This window comes from Parahoeflea alexandrii (assembly GCF_024105735.1).
Lineage (GTDB): Bacteria > Pseudomonadota > Alphaproteobacteria > Rhizobiales > Rhizobiaceae > Hoeflea > Hoeflea alexandrii.
Genome location: NZ_JAAAML010000004.1, coordinates 380,278 through 398,266 on the forward strand (window position 1 = coordinate 380,278; position 17,989 = coordinate 398,266).

At 61.6% G+C, this 17,989-nt stretch carries 18 protein-coding genes; 12 read left to right on the forward strand and 6 right to left on the reverse strand.

Annotated features, from left to right (window positions below; all coding sequences use genetic code 11):
- Positions 1-109: 109 nt before the first annotated feature.
- Positions 110-1,468: a uracil-xanthine permease family protein gene (locus tag GTW23_RS21105; RefSeq protein WP_252917387.1), complete on the forward strand. Its 1,359-nt coding sequence runs from the start codon at positions 110-112 to the stop codon at positions 1,466-1,468.
- A gap of 135 nt (positions 1,469-1,603) precedes the next feature.
- Here the strand turns inward: GTW23_RS21105 and rpe are convergent, their stop codons facing one another.
- Complete coding sequence (gene rpe / locus GTW23_RS21110) at positions 1,604-2,287, reverse strand: ribulose-phosphate 3-epimerase (protein WP_290129057.1); 684 nt, start codon at positions 2,285-2,287, stop codon at positions 1,604-1,606.
- 184 nt (positions 2,288-2,471) lie between these two features.
- Here rpe and GTW23_RS21115 point away from each other — a divergent pair, with 184 nt between their 5' ends.
- Entirely contained in the window at positions 2,472-2,876 is a 405-nt protein-coding gene (locus GTW23_RS21115) for a VOC family protein (protein ID WP_252917388.1), read from the forward strand.
- A gap of 33 nt (positions 2,877-2,909) precedes the next feature.
- Here GTW23_RS21115 and GTW23_RS21120 read toward each other — a convergent pair whose 3' ends face one another.
- Positions 2,910-4,124 carry a mandelate racemase/muconate lactonizing enzyme family protein gene (locus GTW23_RS21120; RefSeq protein ID WP_152010062.1) on the reverse strand — a complete coding sequence of 405 codons (1,215 nt, stop codon included), beginning with the start codon at positions 4,122-4,124 and terminating at the stop codon, positions 2,910-2,912.
- Between the two features lie 196 nt (positions 4,125-4,320).
- Here GTW23_RS21120 and GTW23_RS21125 point away from each other — a divergent pair, with 196 nt between their 5' ends.
- From GTW23_RS21125 to GTW23_RS21170, 10 genes are all read left to right on the forward strand, one after another.
- The gene (locus GTW23_RS21125; RefSeq protein WP_252917389.1) at positions 4,321-5,523 is read left to right on the forward strand and encodes a glycosyltransferase family A protein; all 1,203 of its coding nucleotides are present in this window, start codon (positions 4,321-4,323) and stop codon (positions 5,521-5,523) included.
- Positions 5,520-6,695, forward strand: a complete 1,176-nt coding sequence (locus GTW23_RS21130) for a glycosyltransferase family 2 protein (RefSeq protein WP_252917390.1) — start codon at positions 5,520-5,522, stop codon at positions 6,693-6,695. The genes GTW23_RS21125 and GTW23_RS21130 overlap by 4 nt, the downstream gene beginning before the upstream one ends.
- Positions 6,696-6,749: 54 nt before the next feature.
- Positions 6,750-7,481, forward strand: a complete 732-nt coding sequence (locus GTW23_RS21135) for a WbqC family protein (RefSeq protein ID WP_252917391.1) — start codon at positions 6,750-6,752, stop codon at positions 7,479-7,481.
- Positions 7,468-8,247 (forward strand): cephalosporin hydroxylase family protein, encoded by a 780-nt coding sequence (locus tag GTW23_RS21140; protein WP_252917392.1) that lies wholly within the window; start codon positions 7,468-7,470, stop codon positions 8,245-8,247. Before GTW23_RS21135 ends, GTW23_RS21140 begins: the two co-directional genes overlap by 14 nt.
- A gap of 234 nt (positions 8,248-8,481) precedes the next feature.
- A complete protein-coding gene (locus tag GTW23_RS21145) occupies positions 8,482-9,408 on the forward strand; it encodes an ABC transporter permease subunit (protein WP_152010067.1) in 927 nt (308 codons plus the stop codon).
- Entirely contained in the window at positions 9,408-10,763 is a 1,356-nt protein-coding gene (gene livM, locus GTW23_RS21150) for a high-affinity branched-chain amino acid ABC transporter permease LivM (RefSeq protein ID WP_252917393.1), read from the forward strand. Before GTW23_RS21145 ends, livM begins: the two co-directional genes overlap by 1 nt.
- 11 nt (positions 10,764-10,774) lie before the next feature.
- A complete protein-coding gene (locus GTW23_RS21155; RefSeq protein ID WP_152010069.1) occupies positions 10,775-11,755 on the forward strand; it encodes an ABC transporter ATP-binding protein in 981 nt (326 codons plus the stop codon).
- Complete coding sequence (locus GTW23_RS21160; RefSeq protein WP_152010070.1) at positions 11,752-12,483, forward strand: ABC transporter ATP-binding protein; 732 nt, start codon at positions 11,752-11,754, stop codon at positions 12,481-12,483. Before GTW23_RS21155 ends, GTW23_RS21160 begins: the two co-directional genes overlap by 4 nt.
- A 12-nt stretch (positions 12,484-12,495) precedes the next feature.
- Positions 12,496-12,846, forward strand: coding sequence for a DUF6867 family protein (locus GTW23_RS21165; protein WP_252917394.1), 351 nt, complete (start codon positions 12,496-12,498; stop codon positions 12,844-12,846).
- Positions 12,847-13,016: 170 nt separating this feature from the next.
- On the forward strand, positions 13,017-14,120 hold the full coding sequence (locus GTW23_RS21170) for a branched-chain amino acid ABC transporter substrate-binding protein (RefSeq protein WP_152010072.1): 1,104 nt from the start codon (positions 13,017-13,019) through the stop codon (positions 14,118-14,120).
- 89 nt (positions 14,121-14,209) lie between these two features.
- Here GTW23_RS21170 and GTW23_RS21175 read toward each other — a convergent pair whose 3' ends face one another.
- The 4 genes from GTW23_RS21175 to GTW23_RS21190 form a co-directional block, all read right to left on the reverse strand.
- A complete protein-coding gene (locus tag GTW23_RS21175; RefSeq protein WP_252917395.1) occupies positions 14,210-14,845 on the reverse strand; it encodes a nucleoside triphosphate hydrolase in 636 nt (211 codons plus the stop codon).
- A gap of 10 nt (positions 14,846-14,855) precedes the next feature.
- Positions 14,856-15,632 (reverse strand): ATP-binding cassette domain-containing protein, encoded by a 777-nt coding sequence (locus GTW23_RS21180; RefSeq protein ID WP_244615230.1) that lies wholly within the window; start codon positions 15,630-15,632, stop codon positions 14,856-14,858.
- Positions 15,632-16,693, reverse strand: a complete 1,062-nt coding sequence (locus tag GTW23_RS21185) for an ABC transporter permease (RefSeq protein ID WP_152010075.1) — start codon at positions 16,691-16,693, stop codon at positions 15,632-15,634. Before GTW23_RS21185 ends, GTW23_RS21180 begins: the two co-directional genes overlap by 1 nt.
- Positions 16,694-16,810: 117 nt before the next feature.
- Positions 16,811-17,848 carry a sugar ABC transporter substrate-binding protein gene (locus tag GTW23_RS21190; protein WP_252917396.1) on the reverse strand — a complete coding sequence of 346 codons (1,038 nt, stop codon included), beginning with the start codon at positions 17,846-17,848 and terminating at the stop codon, positions 16,811-16,813.
- Positions 17,849-17,989 lie beyond the last annotated feature (141 nt).

Consider the following 17,989-nt stretch of genomic DNA (forward strand, 5'->3'; position numbering starts at 1 on the left):
TGCCCACATTTTTGGAAGGTCGACAGAGACTGGCAATTCAGCCGGTTCGCAGCATGGGGGGCAGCGAACCGGTGGGACAAGCGCCCCTGAGGGAAAAAGGACCAACCCAATGGCAGACTCATCAATTGGAACCGCAGAACAGCTGCGGGATCCGAACTACACGCCGCCGCTTATCAAGGCCGTACCGCTGGGCATCCAGCATGTGCTGGCCATGTTCGTTTCAAACGTCACGCCGGCCATCATCGTGGCCGGTGCCGCCGGCATCGGTTTCGGCTCGGATCAGGGCGCGCTCGGCTTCCCCGACATGACCTACATGATCCAGATGTCGATGCTGTTCGCCGGTATCGCAACCCTGCTGCAGACCATCGGCATGGGCCCGGTCGGGGCGCGGCTGCCAATCGTGCAGGGCACCAGCTTCGCCTTCGTTCCGGTGATGATCCCGGCGGTCGCGGGCCTTGGCACCGCCGGTCTCGCCGGCCTTATGACCGGTGTGATGATCGGCGGCGTGTTTCACTTCTGCCTTGGCTTTTTTGTCGGCCGCATCCGCTATGCCCTGCCGCCGCTGGTGACCGGACTGATCGTGCTGATGATCGGTCTGGCGCTGGTCAAGGTCGGCGTACAGTATGCCGCCGGCGGCGTGCCGCTGATGGGCAAGCCCGAATTCGGCAGCCTGGCGATGTGGATTCCTGCCCTGGTGGTGATCATCGTCACGCTTGCGATCAAGTTCTTCACACGCGGTTTTGCGGCCGTGGCGGCCGTGCTGATCGGCATCGTCGCCGGTTACATCGTGGCGCTGATGATGGGCCAGGTGAACTTTGGAAACCTGGCGCGGGCCAGCTATTTCGCACCTCCGATGCCGTTCAAATGGGGCTTCGAGTTCAACTTCGCCATCGTGCTGGGCATGTGCTTCATGGCCGTGGTCTCGGCGATCGAAACCGTGGGCGACACCTCAGGCATCACCAAGGGCGGGGCCGGGCGTGAAGCCACCGACAAGGAGATCGAAGGCGCGACCTTCGCCGACGGTCTTGGCACCGCGGTCGCCGGCGTCTTCGGCGGCCTGCCCAACACCTCGTTCTCGCAGAATGTCGGCCTGGTCGCCATGACCGGCGTGATGAGCCGTCACGTGGTGACCATCGGGGCGCTGTTCCTTATCGCCGCCGGCTTCATCCCGAAGGTCGGTGCTGTCATCAACACCGTGCCGATCAACGTGCTTGGCGGCGGCGTCATCGTGATGTTCGGCATGGTCTGCGCCGCGGGCGTCAACATGCTCTCGGAGGTCAAGTGGAACCGCCGCAACATGGTGATCTTCGCCACCGCTCTGTCGATCAGCCTCGGCCTGCAGCTGGTGCCGGAAGCTCTGCAGCACCTGGGCAAGACCGCCCAGATCCTGCTGACCAGCGGCCTGCTGCCCGCAGCCCTGATCGCGATCGTCCTCAACCTGGTTCTGCCCGAAGATCTCGACGACTGAGACCGGCAGAAACCCTGATCGCAAACAAGCCCCCGGTTTCGGCCGGGGGTAAGAAACAAGAGAGGCCGGAGCATCAAGCCATGCTCCGGCCTCTTTGGTGTCGGTATCCGGGCCGGCGAGGTCCGGTTGACGATCTCAGGCGGCGCTTTGCGCTGCCAGGCGAATGGCCGAAATATTGCTCGCCCAATCTTCCTCGCCCGCACCGTTGAACACCGCGGAACCTGCGACCAACACGTCAGCACCGGCAGCGGAGACCAGCGGGGCGGTCGCCGGGGTGACGCCGCCGTCGATCTCGATATGGATCGGACGGGCGCCGATCATCTTTTTCACCCGCGCCACCTTGTCGACCACCGACGGGATGAAGGCCTGGCCGCCGAAGCCGGGGTTGACGGTCATCAGCAGGATCAGGTCAAGCCGGTCGAGTACATATTCGATGACGTTTTCCGGCGTCGACGGGTTGAGCGACACGCCGGCCTTCTTGCCGAGCGCGCGGATTGCCTGCAGCGAACGGTCGAGATGGGTGGTCGCTTCGGCATGAACCGTGATGATGTCGCACCCCGCATCGGCGAAGGCCTCGAGATAGGGATCGCAGGGCTCGATCATCAGGTGGCAGTCGAACACCGCCGTGGTGCGGGGGCGCACGGCCTTGATGATGCCGGGGCCGAAGGTGATGTTGGGGACGAAGTGGCCATCCATGACGTCGAGATGGATCCAGTCGGCGCCGGCGCGCATGACGCCTTCGATGTCATCGCCGAGGCGGGAGAAATCCGCCGACAGGATGGACGGGGCAATCAGGATGGGCTTGGACACTGTGGACATGGGCGCTTACCTCGGATTGGGAGCGGCCGTGCCTGATGGCCCCGGCCCGTTGGAATGCGGTTTGCCCGATCAGACGCGCCAAGGTCAAGACGGCTTTGGATCATGCCTGTGCAAAGCCCTGCGACCTCTTGCCCGAATCATGCGGCACGGGGCAGGCTTCCGCGGCAAGCAACCGGAGCCCACGATGTCCAGACCACCGATCAGCCATTCCATCGTCTTCACCTACACGAGCGATCTCGAGCGCGGCTCGCGGTTTCTGCGCGAGGTGATGGAACTGGATTTCGTGGTCGATCAGGGCGCCTGCCACATCTACCGGCTGACGCCGCTGAGCTATATCGGCATATGCAATCTGCCCGACCGTCCGCAGGGTACGGCGGGGGTGACGCTGACCATCGTGTCGCCCGATGTGGACGGCTGGCGCGATTTCCTCGAAGCCAAGGGCGTGAAATACGTCAGCGGGCCAGAACACAGCGAGGAGTTCGGCGTCTACTCGTCGCTGTTTCATTCGCCCGACGGCTACCGCGTGGAGATCCAGAGTTTCGACGATCCGGAGTGGGACATGGGCAATGTCGGGGGCAGCATCGACTGACGCTGCCCTGCCCTGCGATAGGTAGAAACCGGATCAGAACCGGATCGGTTCTCGGGTCATTTCCAAGTGCAGCATGTCGCCACTCCACGGATTGGCTTCGCAGACCGCCTCATCGAGCTCCACTCCCAGGCCGGGCTCATCCGACGGGATCACGTAGCCGTCCTGCCATTCGATCTTTTTCCTGAGCACCTCGGCGTAGAAGCCGTCCCAGGTCTTGATCGACTCCAGCACGAGGAAGTTGGGCAGGGTGGCGGCAAGCTGAATGTTGGCGGCAGCCACCAGCGGGCCGCAATAGCAATGCGGCGCGATCTGGATGCCGAAGGCCTCGGCCATGCCGGCGATCTTCTTGGTCTCGAGAAGCCCGCCTGAGCGGCCAAGGTTGGGCTGCAGGATGGCAGCTGCGCGGGTTTCGATGACGCGGGCGAACTCGTGCTTGGTTACCAGCCGCTCTCCGGTCGCCACCGGGATGGACGTTGCCCGCGCAACTTCGGCCATGGCCGCGATCTGATCGGGGGGCACCGGCTCTTCGAACCACAGCGGATCGGCGGCCTCGATGGCGCGCGCCATGCGGATGGCGCCGGCGGCGGTGAACTGGCCGTGGGTTCCAAACAGGATGTCGGCCCGGGTGCCCACTGCCTCGCGCACTGCCTTGACCATGCGGGCAGAGCGATCGATGTCGGTCAGAAGCGGCTGATGCCCGCCCTGGACCCGATAGGGCCCGGCCGGATCGAACTTCACCGCCGTGAAGCCCTGGCGCACGGCCTCGATAGCCGCCGCGGCGGCAAGATCCGGATCATTGTAGACGTTCTTCGGGCTGTCGGTGGACAGCGGGTCGGCGCTGCCGGTGGCAGGATAGAGATAGGTGTAGGAGCGAAGTCCCTCATGCACCCGTCCGCCAAGCAGCTTGTGCACCGGCTGGCCCGCTTCCTTGCCGATGATGTCCCAGCAGGCCATTTCCAGCGCCGAGCAGCAGGCCATCATGGTCATGTCGGGGCGCTGCGAGAAGCCGGAGGAATAGCAGAGCCTAAAGAAATTCTCGATGTCATGCGGATCGCGGCCGACCAGATAACGTGCGGCGACATCCTCCATCAGCCTGGCGGTCAGATGCGGATCAAAGGCCGCGTCATAGGCTTCACCATATCCGACGACGCCGCCGTCGGTGACCAGCTTGACGAACAGGAAGTAGCGCCCGCCGGTCTGCGGCGGCGGGTTGGCCACCACAAAAGTCTGGACATCCTTGATCTTCATGACGTGCTCCGCAATCTCAAATCGACTTCAAAAACGACCCGGCGCAATCGATCAGGTATCGGCAGCAAAATCCAGCCCATTCGAATTCATTCCCGGCCATTTTGCCGCTCAAACCGGCATACGGCGCGAGGACAAGGATCGGGCAAGCTTGACCTGACAGGGTTGGATCAGCCAGGGCCTCACGTGAAGAAGCTACATGATTCAACTTTCCATCTGTCTGCCCACACGCAACAGGCAGAAATACTGCATTGAAACGATCCGCGGTCTCGCCGCGAGCGATGCAACCAATTTCGAAGTCATCGTCGGCGACAACTCCGACGATGGCTCGATCCTGTCCGATTACTTCACAAACGAGCTCAGGGATTCCCGTTTCCGCCTCATAGGCCCGGAAGAGACGGTTCTTGCCATGGTCGACAACTGGGAACGGCTGGTCGGAGAGGCAAAGGGGCGCTGGCTTTCGGTCATCGGTGACGACGACCATATCGACCCGAGGCTTGTGCAGTTGCTCAAATACTACGAGCGCACCTATCCGGAGGTCGAGGCGGTCAGCTGGGCGCGGATGAGCTTCAACTGGCCGGACAATCGTCCGGAACCGGCGCTTTCGGTGGTCCCGGTCGCCCATGATACCTATGTGGCGGTGAAATCGATCGTCCAAGACCGGCTTTACCGCTGGAGCGAAGGCTCGAAACGCCCGGCAGTGGGTTTCGGCATCTATCATGCCGCGGTACGCAAGTCGGTGATGGAACGGATCAAGCGGAAATATGGCGGGCGCTATTTCGAGCATCCGGTGGTCGATTACGAAAGCAGCTGCAAGATCATCCGGGAAGCCAAGGTGCTGGTGCACTGCCAACGACCGTTCTCCGTGCTCGGGGCCTGCAATGCATCCAACTCCGCGGGCACGAAGTCCCGTGAAACCATGATGAAGCGGGTCGACACGTTCAAGGCGGAAACCAGGGGCAAGGTCGACATGGACGACCCGGTTTTCCCGTTCCCGATCAGCGATCCCGGTGCCTCGATCTGCTCATCCGTCGCCTCCACCACCTACTGGTTCTGCCGGACCTATGGGATCGACCTCACCGGCTTTCCAGAGAACTTCGCCCGCGCTGCGATGGATGAACTGGGCGGGACGGTTGTCGAGGAAGATTACAATCTCAAGAAGGCGTTCTTCGAACGCGGGTTTGATGCCTGGGAAGGCGGGAAATGGCGGGAGCATTTCAAGCCGCAGCCATTCTGGGGCAACCGCTCGCACAACGAACTTTGCGGGGTTCTCAAGGACTATCTCTACATCCGCGAAGATGTGCCGCCCTCGGAAACACCGGCCGACTTCTATCATTTCGGTGAAGCGATGATCATGCCGGTCGAGAACGTGACCTCCGGCGCCCGGGTGTTCGCACGATGACCCGGCTGACCATCTGCATCCCTACCCGCAACCGCCAGCGCTACGCCATGGATGCCGCGCGTCACATGCTCGCCTCGAAGCGGGACGACTTCGAGATCCTGATCGGAGACAATTCCGATGACGCCGCTCCGCTGGCAAGCTTTGTCGCCGAGATGAACGACAGCCGGCTGCGCTTGCTGCCTCCGGAAGAAAAGCCGCTGGCGATGCAGGACAACTGGGAACGGATGCCACAGCATGCACGCGGCGAATGGATCAGCATCATCGGCGATGACGACTACCTCGACCCGGACCTGTGCGAGGTGTTGCGGCTGACCACCCAGCGCGTGCCCAACGCCGATGCACTTACCTGGGGCCGGTCCTATTTCGTCTGGCCCGAAGCGCGATCGCATCGCGAGATCACCCGGATCCCCACCGGAAGTCATCTGATGCACATGGAGAAGAAGGATCTCATGCGCAAGATGTTCTTCTGGGAAGATGCCAAGGACCGTCCTGCCTGCCCGTTCGGGATCTATCATGGCGCGCTCAAGAAAGACCTCCTGGAGAGGATCAGGAGCGCCTTCTCCAATCGCTATTTCGAACATCCCAATGCCGACTACGACAGTATCTGCAAGACGGTGATGATGGCCGACATGTGCATCTACTGGGAACGGCCGCTTTCGGTGTTCGGCGCGTGCGCGGCATCCAATACCGCCGGCCTGCGCGACACCGCCGTCGGGCTGGAACGCATCCGTACCGTTCGCGGGGAAAACCAGTCCCAACTGGAAGCAGCCGACTTTCCGTTTCCGATCGAGCTCGGCATCACGTCTTCGGTGGCGCATGCTGTGGAATGGTTCAAGCAGCGCTACGGCATCGAACTCAACGGCTGGGAAGAAGGCTTCATCCAGGCCTGCGCCGGGGACTGCGAAAGCCAGACCGACCGGGCAAGGTTCGAGGAGAAAAAGGCGGGCTATGCGGCCGCGATCAAGCAATGGCGCGGCGCCCAGGCGCTCAAGCTGTTCAACCCGGCCTTCAAGCACCGCCCGGATGTACCGAAATTCATGGGCCACGCCGAAGCTCATCTCAATTTCGACATGGGCATCGGAAACGCGCAGACGGCTGCGGAGTTCTACAACCTCCTGAACGGCATGCTTTTCCCGGTGCGCCTACTGGAAAGCCGCCTGAACGATGCCTGACGCGTTTCTCCGGCGCCGGCTTGCGCGCGATGCAACACCGTCCGGACCCCCGACATGATGGGGCGGCGTGTTGTCATCAGCCAGTCCATGTATTTCCCCTGGGTGGGCATGCTCGAGCAGATCCGCCTTGCCGATACGCTGATCCACTACGACGACGTCCAGTTTTCAAAGGGCAGCTTCAGCAACAGGGTTCAGGTCAAGTTGCCAAACGGACCATCCTGGATGACGGTACCGCTTCACGATCACCATATGGGACAGACGATCGAGGAGGTCCAACTGCAACCAACCGGTCCCTGGCGTGCCCGGCATCTCGCCATGCTGGAGCAAAGCTTCGCGGGAGCACCTCATGCCGCAGATGCTCTGGAACTTGCCAGCCGGGTGATTGACGGCAATCACGCCACGCTGGCCGATCTGGCGCGCGACAGCATGCTGTCTCTTTGCAGCTATTTCGATCTGGACAAGACTACGCGGTTTGCAGATGCCGGTGACTTCGGAATAGGCGGGTCCGGAAGCGTCCGGGTACTGGAACTGGTCAAGGCCGTCGGTGGTACGGACTACATCACCGGGCACGGGGCGAAGAACTATCTCGATCACCGGATGTTTGAGGCCGAGGGTATCAGCGTCTCGTACATGGATTACCAATGCACGCCCTACCCGCAATCACATGGCGCCTTCACTCCCTTTGTGTCGGCTCTGGATCTGGTGGCTCATTGCGGCCGAGGCGGACTGACAAAAATCGCGTCCCAGACACGGGACTGGAAGGAGTTTGTGAATGAACCCCAATGATGCATTCCGCGCTGAAGTCGAGGCCAACATCGATGGTCTCATGGAAGACACCGATCTGCAGGCCCTCTCGCGGGTCTGGATCCGGGAAGCCACACCCTACAAATGGTCTTATAACTTCTCCTGGTTTGGGCGGCCGGCGATCCAGCTTCCAAATGACGCCTGGGCGTTGCAGGAGCTGGTCTGGAAAGTCAGGCCGGACCTGATCATCGAGACCGGCATCGCCCATGGCGGATCGCTGATCTACTCGGCGTCGCTGCTGGCGCTGCTGGACCTGTGCGATGCCACCGAAAAGGGCGAAACGCTCGACCCGCGCAAGCCGAAGCGCAAGGTGCTCGGCATCGATATCGACATCCGCCAGCACAATCGCGATGCCATCGAGGCGCATCCGCTCTTCCCGCGTATCGAGATGATCGAGGGCTCAAGCATTGCCGAAGAGACGATCGCGAAGGTTCGCGAGATGGCGTCGGACTACAAACGAATTCTGGTATGCCTCGATTCCAATCACACCCATGACCATGTTCTGGCCGAGCTTGAGGCCTATGCGCCGATGGTCACGCCCGAAAGCTACTGCATCGTTTTTGACACATTGATCGAAGACACCCCGGCATGGCTTGGCGGTGAGCGTCCCTGGGGTCCGGGAAACAGTCCGAAATCGGCGGTTCATGCCTATCTCAAGAACAATCCGGACTTCGAGATCGACAGCCGCATCGACAAGAAGCTGCTGATCACAGTGGCACCGGACGGATTCCTCAAGCGCATCGGCTGATTCAGGCCCAGGCAACCAGACCAAAAGCGCGAAAATTCCGGTTTTCTGACCAGAAATCGCGTCAGACCGTGACTATCACTAGGTGAGCAATCTTTAAATCGATTGAAAAACTGAAAACCTCCGGCAGTCCAACTTTTCCTGTTCCGGCTGTTTAAAAACACGCTATAGAGGCAAAAGGGGACAGAGGGCGCATGAAAGCGCCCCCCATAAAAAGACGAGAGGGACAACGGCCTCATGGAGTATTTTCTTCAGCAGCTTATCAATGGGCTCACGTTGGGCTCCATTTACGGGCTCATCGCCATCGGCTACACCATGGTCTATGGCATCATCGGCATGATCAACTTTGCCCATGGTGACATCTTCATGGTCGGCTCGTTTATCGCGCTTGCGACGTTCCTGGCCCTGGTCGCCCTTGGCATTTCAGCCTTGCCGCTGATCCTTTTCATCACACTGCTTGTGTCGATGCTGTTCACTTCCGCCTGGGGATGGACAGTGGAACGGCTGGCCTACAGGCCGCTGCGCGGATCTTTCCGGCTTGCGCCGCTGATCACCGCGATCGGCATGTCGATCGTGCTGCAGAATTTTGTCCAGATCACCCAGGGCGCTCGGGTCAAGCCGCTGCCGCCGCAGATTCAGGGCGGCGTGACGCTGATGGAAGGCGTGACCGAGAACGGCACCATCGCCGTGCAGCTGTCCTACATGCAGATGATCATCATCGCGACAACACTGGCGCTGATGATCGGCTTCTCGCTGCTGATCTCCAAGACCTCGCTTGGCCGGTCGCAGCGCGCCTGCGAACAGGACCAGAAGATGGCCGCCCTGCTCGGCGTCAATGTCGACCGCACGATCTCGCTGACCTTCGTCATGGGCGCAGCACTGGCTGCGGTTGCGGGCTTCATGTTCCTGCTGCTTTACGGCGTCATCGATTTCTACATCGGCTTTCTTGCAGGCGTTAAAGCCTTCACCGCGGCCGTGCTCGGCGGTATCGGTTCGCTTCCGGGCGCCATGCTCGGCGGGCTGCTGATCGGCCTGATCGAAGTGTTCTGGTCGGGCTATTTCTCGGTCGAATACAAGGATGTCGCCGCGTTTTCGATCCTGGTCATCGTGCTGATCTTCATGCCGTCCGGATTGCTGGGCAAACCCGAAGTCGAGAAAGTCTGATGAACGCCGCTCCGAATTCCGGCCTGATGGCCGAATCCGTCAAGGATGCGGCGGTAGCCGCACTTCTTGCCGCCGTGCTGGGTTTCTTCTTCTTCGCGCTGCGCACCGATATCGGCACCGGCGGCCTCGACCTCACCTACCGGTGGGGTCTGTGGTTCATCGCAATCGCCATCGTCTTCGGCGTCCGGTTGCTGTTGAATCTGTTCATCTTCAAGGCGAAGAAGCCGATCACAAGCGGTGTCAGCGTCTCGGTTCCGCCGGCGCTGACGACCGCCGTCGGCCGTGTCATCGGCCCGGTTCTCCTGATGATCGCGCTTACCCTGCCCTTCATCGTGATGGCCGTGTACCCGGAGCGCGACCGACAGTTCATCGACCTCGCGATCCTGATCATGACCTATGTCATGCTCGGCTGGGGCCTGAACATCGTGGTCGGCCTGGCCGGCCTGCTCGACCTCGGTTACGTGGCATTCTATGCGGTCGGCGCCTATTCGTTCGCGCTGCTGGCGCAGTATTTCGACATCGGCTTCTGGATGGCGCTGCCGCTTGCAGGCCTGCTGGCGGCGATGTGGGGGATCATCCTGGGCTATCCGGTGCTGAGGCTGAGAGGCGACTACCTCGCCATCGTCACCCTGGCCTTCGGTGAAATCATCCGCGTGGTGCTGCTCAACTGGTACGAGTTCACCGGCGGCCCTGACGGCATCTCCGGCATTCCGAAGCCGAGCTTCTTCGGCCTCGACTTCTCTCGGACCGGCGGATTTGCTGATTTCTTCGGTCTCGACTACGATTCGATCCACCGCTTCATCTATCTCTATTACATCATCCTGGTGCTGGCGCTGATCACCAACTTCGTCACGCTGAGGCTGCGCAAGCTGCCGATCGGACGGGCCTGGGAAGCGCTGCGTGAGGACGAGATCGCCTGCCGCTCGCTCGGCATCAACACCACCAACACCAAGCTGACCGCGTTTTCGATCGGCGCCATGTTCGGCGGTTTCGCGGGCTCGTTCTTCGCCACCAGGCAGGGCTTCATCTCGCCCGAGAGCTTCACCTTTCTCGAATCGGCAATCATCCTGGCGATCGTGGTGCTGGGCGGCCTCGGCTCGCAGATCGGCGTGGTCATCGCCTCGGTGGTGATGATCGGCGGCATCGAGATCCTGCGCAACCTGGGCTTCCTGAAGGAGATCTTCGGACCCGATTTCGAACCCACCCAGTATCGCATGCTGATCTTCGGCCTGGCCATGGTGCTTATCATGGTGTGGAAACCGCGTGGCATCATTTCCAGCAGGAACCCTTCCGCGGTCTACAAGGAACGCAAGAAGATCGGCTCGGACATGGTCGCTCAAGGTGAGGGCCACTGATGGAAACCGCAATGAAAACGCCCCCCGCCCACACCTGGGACGACAACGCCGTCTTGTCGGTCGAGCACCTGACCATGCGCTTTGGCGGCCTGGTTGCCGTCAACGACCTGAGCTTCAATGTCGGCCGCGGCGACATCACCGCCCTGATCGGACCCAACGGCGCCGGCAAGACCACCGTGTTCAACTGCGTCACCGGGTTCTACAAGCCGACCGAGGGCCGCATCGTGATGCGCCACGGCACCGGGCTGCAGTCGGAAAAGATAGAGGCGCTGACCCGCACCGGACGGCAGTTCAACGATGATGGCGACGACCGTGTGTTCCTGCTCGAGCGGATGCCGGATTTCGAGATCTCGAAGCGCGCCAAGGTGGCCCGGACGTTCCAGAACATCCGCCTGTTCGGTGGCATGACCGCGCTGGAAAACCTTCTGGTGGCCCAGCACAATCCGCTGATGCTGGCCTCTTCCATGACCATCGGCGGGATATTGAACCTGCCAAGCTATCGCAAGGCCCGGGCCGAAGCGATCGACTTCGCTGCCTACTGGCTGGAGAAGACCGGCCTGATCCACCGCGCCGACGACCCGGCCGCCGACCTGCCCTATGGCGACCAGCGGCGGCTCGAGATCGCCCGGGCGATGTGCACGCGGCCGCAGCTGCTTTGCCTCGATGAGCCGGCAGCGGGCCTCAATCCGCGGGAATCGACAGAGCTCAACCAGCTGCTGCAATATATCCGCAAGGATCACGGCACCTCGATCCTGCTCATCGAGCACGACATGGGCGTCGTCATGGAGATCTCGGATCACGTGGTCGTGCTCGACTACGGAGAGAAGATCTCGGACGGTGATCCGGACCATGTGAAGAACGATCCCAAGGTGATTTCAGCCTATCTCGGCGTCGACGAGGACGAAGTCGCCGAAGTCGAGGAAGCCCTCGACATGCCGGTCATCCACGGCAAGACCGACCCCGCGGAGAACGGTGAAGGAGGCCGGTCATGAGCACTGAGCAGAACCTTCTGACCATCCGCGGCGTCGAGACCTATTACGGCAAGATCGTCGCCCTGCGCGGTGTCGATGTCGATGTCAAGAAAGGCGAGATCGTCACGCTGATCGGCGCCAACGGCGCGGGTAAGTCGACGCTGATGATGACCATCTGCGGCAGTCCGCGCGCCCGCACCGGCGAGATCGTCTTTGACGGCCAGGACATTTCCCGCACACCGACGCACGAGATCATCCGGATGGGCATCGCCCAGTCCCCGGAAGGACGCCGCATCTTTCCGCGCATGTCGGTGATGGAAAATCTGCAGATGGGCGCGCAACTGGTCGACGACAAGCACTTCGATGACGACCTGAAGCGTGTCTTCGACCTGTTTCCGCGCCTCAAGGAGCGGGCAAACCAGCGCGGCGGTACGCTGTCCGGCGGCGAACAGCAGATGCTGGCGATCGCCCGGGCGCTGATGAGCCGGCCGAAGCTGCTTCTGCTCGATGAGCCGTCGCTCGGCCTGGCGCCACTGATCGTCAAGCAGATCTTCGAGATCATCAAGGAACTCAACTCCAACGAGGGGCTGACGGTGTTCCTTGTCGAACAGAACGCGTTCCACGCGCTCAAGCTCGCCCACCGCGGCTATGTCATGGTCAATGGCAACATCACCATGTCCGGCACCGGAGCGGAATTGCTCAAACGCGACGAAGTTCGCGCCGCCTATCTGGAAGGCGGAGCTCACTAGGAGGAGCAGAACATGGAGAACGGCCTCTTTTGGGAAGTCTCGATTGCCGAGTTCATCTTCGTCACGATGATCCTTGGCGGCGGCACGGCCTGGATGACCGGACGGGCGGTGGCACAGACCTGGCGGACCCCGCTGCAGCTTGCCTGGTACATGGTGATCCTGAGCCTTGCGGTTCGGTTCATCCACTTCGCGCTGTTTAACGGCACGCTGTTGTCCGGCTACTATTTCGTGGTCGATTTCCTGGTCATTCTGGTGTTTGCGTTTCTCGGCATGCGGTTTACCCGCGCCGGGCAGATCGCAAGACAGTACAGTTTCGCGTTCGCCCGTTCAGGGCCTTTCGGCTGGCGTCAGAAGGAACACTGAGCGCAGCGGGATGCGGATTGAACAGCCTTCTAAAAACAACTGTATTTCTCTGAAAATATGGGTTTAGATGGTTGCATACGGGGCATAACGCCCCCCACACCGGGACCGAACCTAATCAGCGCCTGCGGTCCCGGTGGAAGGAAAACGAACAGGTGTTGCTGGGAGTTAACATGAAGAAGATCCTTTTGGCTGGAGCCGCCCTTGGCTTCGCGATGTCTTCAGCTTCGGCTGAAATCGTCATTGCGACCGCAGGTCCTATGACAGGCCAATACGCATCCTTCGGGGAACAGATGAAAACCGGCGCCGAGCAGGCTGTCGCCGACATCAACGCCGCCGGCGGCGTCAACGGCGAAATGCTCAAGCTCGAAATCGGTGACGATGCCTGCGATCCGAAGCAGGCTGTTGCTGTAGCCAACCAGTTCGCCGGCAGCGGCGTGGTGTTCGTTGCAGGCCATTTCTGCTCGGGCTCCTCGATCCCGGCATCGGCAGTGTACTCGGATGAAGGCATCATCCAGATTTCGCCTGCCTCGACCAACCCGAAGTTCACCGACGAGCGTCCCGGCGGCGCTGATGGCGGCACCTACCGGGTTTGCGGCCGTGACGACCAGCAGGGCGAAACCGCTGCTGCTTACCTGCTGAAGAACTTTGCAGACAAGAAGATCGCCTTCGTTCACGACAAGACCGCCTACGGCAAGGGTCTCGCGGATGCGACCATGGGTTCCTACGAAGCCGGCGGCGGCACGCCTGCTATGTACGAAGCCTACACCGCGGGTGAAAAGGACTACTCGGCTCTGGTTTCGAAGATGAAGCAGGAAGGCATCGACGTGCTTTACGTCGGCGGCTATCACACCGAAGCCGGCTTGATGGCCCGCCAGATGAAGGAACAGGGCATGTCCACTGTTCTGGTTTCCGGCGACGCGCTGGTTACCGACGAGTACTGGGCGATCACCGGCGATGCCGGCGAAGGCACCCTGATGACCTTCTCGCCCGATCCCACCAAGAGCCCGGCTGCGGCTGAAGTGGTCAAGGCTCTGCAGGACGCAGGCAAGACCACCGAAGGCTACGTGATGTACACCTATGCGGCCATCCAGGCCTATGCACAGGCTGTCACCGCCGCCGGTTCGACCGACTATGATGCGGTTCGCGAAGCCCTCAACGCAGGTGACTTCAAGACCGTGCTCGGCGACCTTGCGTTCGATGACAAGGGTGACGTTTCGCTTCCGGGCTACGTCTTCTACCGCTGGTCGGACGGCAAGTACGCCGAAATCGAATAGTCTTCGGTTCCATCCGAATGACAAGAACCCCGGTGCGCAAGCGCCGGGGTTTTTCTTTTGCCCGCCGGTATGCAGGCTCCGGGTCGGGTTCAGTCGCGGATTTCAAGATCCGCCTTGCGGGAGTTCCGGACCACAAGTTCTGCGTTGGGAATGTCGTTGGACAGCGCCCTGGCCAGGGCCTGGTCCGGGTCCAGCCCGTGCGCAAGCCAGCGATCAACCAGCCTGCGGCGCAGTTCGCCGGGGTCAGCCTTCAACATCACGGTCAGATCAAACATGTCCGCCAGTTGCACCCAGGGCTCCTCATCCAGAAGCAGGTAGTTGCCTTCCGCGATCAGGAACCGGTGCTCGGGGGCGATGATGCGGCCGCCGGCCCGCGCCAGGTCGAGAACCCTGTCGAAGACCGGAACCGCCACCTCGGCGGCGGGCGTCTTGCGCAGGCGTTCGAGCAGCACCGCATAACCATCGGCATCAAAGGTAAAGGGCGCGCCCTTGCGGGCAAGCGTTCCGCGGGCTTCAAGCACCGCGTTGTCGAGGTGAAAGCCATCCATCGGGACAATCGCGGCCGTCTGCCCGCGGCGGCTGAACTCCGCCACGAGCATCTCCGATAACGTCGACTTGCCGGCACCGGGCGGGCCGCTCAGGGCGATGATGAACCGTTGCTCGTCAGCCGCACGCATGATTGCGGCTTCGGCCAGTTGGGCGGCGGTGCGCTCGACCTGCTGCATCCCGGGCGCTTCAGGCCGCGGCCGCTTCTTGCGGCGGCTCCTTGGCCCCGGTCATGAAGGCAACCGCATCCGACATGGTGTAGTCTTTCGGATTGATGACGCAGAGCCGCTTGCCGAGCCGGTGGACATGGATGCGGTCGGCGACTTCGAAGACATGCGGCATGTTGTGCGAGATCAGGATGATCGGAATGCCGCGGGAGCGCACGTCGAGGATGAGTTCCAGCACCCGCCGGCTTTCCTTGACGCCAAGCGCGGCGGTCGGCTCGTCGAGAATAATGACCTTGGAGCCGAAGGCCGCGGCGCGCGCAACGGCGACGCCCTGTCGCTGCCCGCCCGAGAGCGTCTCGACCGCCTGATTGATGTTCTGGATGGTCATCAGGCCGAGTTCATTGAGCTTGTCGCGGGCAAAGGCATCCATCGCCTTGTGGTCGAGCTGGCGCAGCACCGAGCCGCGGAAGCCGGGCTTTCGCAACTCGCGGCCCATGAACATGTTGTCGGTAATCGACAGGGCCGGCGACATGGCCAGCGTCTGGTAGACGGTTTCGATGCCGGCGTGGCGGCCATCCAGAGGCGAATGGAACTTCACTTCCTTGCCTTCGAGCCAGATCTTGCCCTCATCCGGAGTGACGGCACCGGACACGGCCTTGATCAGCGTCGACTTACCGGCGCCGTTGTCGCCGATGACCGCGAGGATTTCACCGTGGTGCAAATCGAAGTCGCAATTGTCGAGAGCGACCACGCGGCCATAGCGCTTGACGAGATTGCGTCCCTTGAGAATGGGTTCCATCAGACTGACACCTTTCTGATCCACTGGTCCACGGTGACGGCGGCGATGATGAGCACGCCGATGAGCAGGTAGGTCCATTGCGCGTCGGCGCCGAGCAGCCTCAGGCCTAGCGAAAAGACGCCGACAATGAGTGCGCCGAAGAGCATCCCCATGATCGAGCCGCGACCGCCAAACAGCGAGATACCGCCGATCACCACGGCGGTGATGGATTCGATGTTGCCCAGTTGGCCGGAAGTCGGCGAGACCGAGCCGATGCGGCCGATCAGGGCCCAGCCGGCAAAAGCGCAGATCAGACCGGACAGCATGTAGACGGAGATCAGCGTGCGCTTGACCTGGACGCCCGAAAGTTCGGCGGCTTCAGGATCGTCACCCACCGCATAGACATGGCGTCCCCAGGCGGTCTGCTTGAGCACGTAGGCCAGAAAAAGCACCAGCAGCACCATGAAGATCGCGCCATAGGTGAACACGGCGCCGCCAAAGGCAATCTTGTTGCCGAAGAACTGCAACAGGGGGGCCTGGTCGGCAATGTCCTGGGCGCGAATGGTCTCGTTGGCGGAATAGAGGAAGTTGGTGGCCAGCACGATCTGCCACATGCCCAGGGTGACGATGAAGGGCGGCAGCTTCATCACCGCAACCAGAAACCCGTTGATGAAGCCGCAGAAGGTGCCGCAGGCGATGCCGGCGGCCACCGCGATCTCGACTGGCAGGCCGTAGCGAAACGAGAACAGGCCCATGACGACCGAGGACAGCACCATGATGGCGCCGACCGAAAGGTCGATGCCGGCGGTCAGGATGACCAGCGACTGGGCGGCGCCCAGGATGCCGACGATCTGGACCTGCTGCAGGATCAGAGTGAGTGCAAAAGGCGAAAAGAACTTCTGCCCCAGAACCAGTCCGAAGACGAGAATGGAGCCGACCAGCACAATGGCCGGGACCATCCAGGGGGTCTGGTGAAGCCCGTGCTGGATGCTCTTGACCATACTTCTGTCATGGGTCGCGAAAGCGGCAACGGTGGTCGGGCTCGTGGCCGCGGCCTTTTCGTATTCCTGCGTATCGGACATGGTTCCTCCCCAACGTCACAAGGCATGACTGTTCTTCCGCACCCGAAGCACGGCGGCGCTTTGCAATGAGGCGGCCCGAAGGCCGCCCCATCAGTGTTTACCTGTCAGAGACTGTTATCAACCCCAGCACTTGTCCATGCCTTCGGCAACCGAGATCGACTCGACGCCTTCGGCCGGCTTGTCGGTGACAAGTGCCACGCCGGTATCAAAGAAGTTCTTGCCTTCGGTCGGGGCCGGCTTGGTGCCGTCCTTGGCCCATGCCGCGATGGCTTCGATGCCCTTGGAGGCCATCAGCAGCGGATACTGCTGGGAGGTCGCGCCAATCACGCCATCCTTGACGTTGGCCACGCCCGGGCAGCCGCCATCGACGGAGACGATCAGCACGTCGCCCTCGCGGCCGATTGCCTTGAGCGCCTCATAGGCGCCGGCTGCGGCCGGCTCGTTGATGGTGTAGACAACATTGATCATCGGGTCTTTGGCAAGGAGGTTTTCCATGGCCCTGCGGCCGCCTTCCTCGTTGCCGGCGGTGACGTCGTTGCCGACGATGCGCGGATCTTCCTCATCGCCCCATTTGGAGGGATCCTTCACGTCGATGCCGAACCCGGTGAGGAAGCCCTGGTCGCGCAGCACGCCGACGGTCGGCTGGCTGACAGCCAGGTCCAACATGCCGATCTTTGCGTTGGCTGCCTCGTCGCCGAGGGTGGCTGCCGCCCATTTGCCGATCAGTTCGCCGGCCAGGAAGTTGTCGGTCGCAAAGGTCGCGTCGGCGGCATCGATCGGGTCAAGCGGCGTGTCGAGTGCGATCACCAGCAGACCGGCATCACGGGCCTGCTGGACCGCGGAGACGATGGACGAGGTATCGGAGGCTGTCAGCAGGATGCCCTTGGCACCATCGGCGATGCAGGTCTCGATGGCGGCAACCTGGGTCTCATGGTCGCCGTCGATCTTGCCCGCGTAGGACTTCAGCGACACGCCGAGTTCCGCGGCCTTGGCTTCAGCCCCTTCCTTCATCTTGACGAAGAATGGATTTGTGTCAGTCTTGGTGATCAGGCAGGCGCCGACGCTGTGGCTGGCTGCCTGGGCAGGCGCTGCGGCGAGTGCGCCGAATGCGGCAGCGGCGAACAACGCGGTCTTCAGTGCGGTAGTGGTTTTCATGTTATCCTCCCGGGATTGGCTTTGCAGGTCAGTCTGCTTGCGCTCCGAACCGGAAATCCTCACTTCCGTTCTTCGCGTCACCACTAAAACAACACAGAATAGCAGCGCTTGTCAATTAATAATTCACTCTTATTTAGTAAT

Excerpts from the sequence above, each read along its gene's own strand:
- GTW23_RS21105 (WP_252917387.1), top strand. The coding sequence starts at position 110 with ATGGCAGACTCATCAATTGGAACCGCAGAACAGCTGCGGGATCCGAAC.
- rpe (WP_290129057.1), bottom strand. The coding sequence starts at position 2,287 with ATGTCCACAGTGTCCAAGCCCATCCTGATTGCCCCGTCCATCCTGTCG.
- GTW23_RS21115 (WP_252917388.1), top strand. The coding sequence starts at position 2,472 with ATGTCCAGACCACCGATCAGCCATTCCATCGTCTTCACCTACACGAGC.
- GTW23_RS21120 (WP_152010062.1), bottom strand. The coding sequence starts at position 4,124 with ATGAAGATCAAGGATGTCCAGACTTTTGTGGTGGCCAACCCGCCGCCG.
- GTW23_RS21125 (WP_252917389.1), top strand. The coding sequence starts at position 4,321 with ATGATTCAACTTTCCATCTGTCTGCCCACACGCAACAGGCAGAAATAC.
- GTW23_RS21130 (WP_252917390.1), top strand. The coding sequence starts at position 5,520 with ATGACCCGGCTGACCATCTGCATCCCTACCCGCAACCGCCAGCGCTAC.
- GTW23_RS21135 (WP_252917391.1), top strand. The coding sequence starts at position 6,750 with ATGATGGGGCGGCGTGTTGTCATCAGCCAGTCCATGTATTTCCCCTGG.
- GTW23_RS21140 (WP_252917392.1), top strand. The coding sequence starts at position 7,468 with ATGAACCCCAATGATGCATTCCGCGCTGAAGTCGAGGCCAACATCGAT.
- GTW23_RS21145 (WP_152010067.1), top strand. The coding sequence starts at position 8,482 with ATGGAGTATTTTCTTCAGCAGCTTATCAATGGGCTCACGTTGGGCTCC.
- livM (WP_252917393.1), top strand. The coding sequence starts at position 9,408 with ATGAACGCCGCTCCGAATTCCGGCCTGATGGCCGAATCCGTCAAGGAT.
- GTW23_RS21155 (WP_152010069.1), top strand. The coding sequence starts at position 10,775 with ATGAAAACGCCCCCCGCCCACACCTGGGACGACAACGCCGTCTTGTCG.
- GTW23_RS21160 (WP_152010070.1), top strand. The coding sequence starts at position 11,752 with ATGAGCACTGAGCAGAACCTTCTGACCATCCGCGGCGTCGAGACCTAT.
- GTW23_RS21165 (WP_252917394.1), top strand. The coding sequence starts at position 12,496 with ATGGAGAACGGCCTCTTTTGGGAAGTCTCGATTGCCGAGTTCATCTTC.
- GTW23_RS21170 (WP_152010072.1), top strand. The coding sequence starts at position 13,017 with ATGAAGAAGATCCTTTTGGCTGGAGCCGCCCTTGGCTTCGCGATGTCT.
- GTW23_RS21175 (WP_252917395.1), bottom strand. The coding sequence starts at position 14,845 with ATGCAGCAGGTCGAGCGCACCGCCGCCCAACTGGCCGAAGCCGCAATC.
- GTW23_RS21180 (WP_244615230.1), bottom strand. The coding sequence starts at position 15,632 with ATGGAACCCATTCTCAAGGGACGCAATCTCGTCAAGCGCTATGGCCGC.
- GTW23_RS21185 (WP_152010075.1), bottom strand. The coding sequence starts at position 16,693 with ATGTCCGATACGCAGGAATACGAAAAGGCCGCGGCCACGAGCCCGACC.
- GTW23_RS21190 (WP_252917396.1), bottom strand. The coding sequence starts at position 17,848 with ATGAAAACCACTACCGCACTGAAGACCGCGTTGTTCGCCGCTGCCGCA.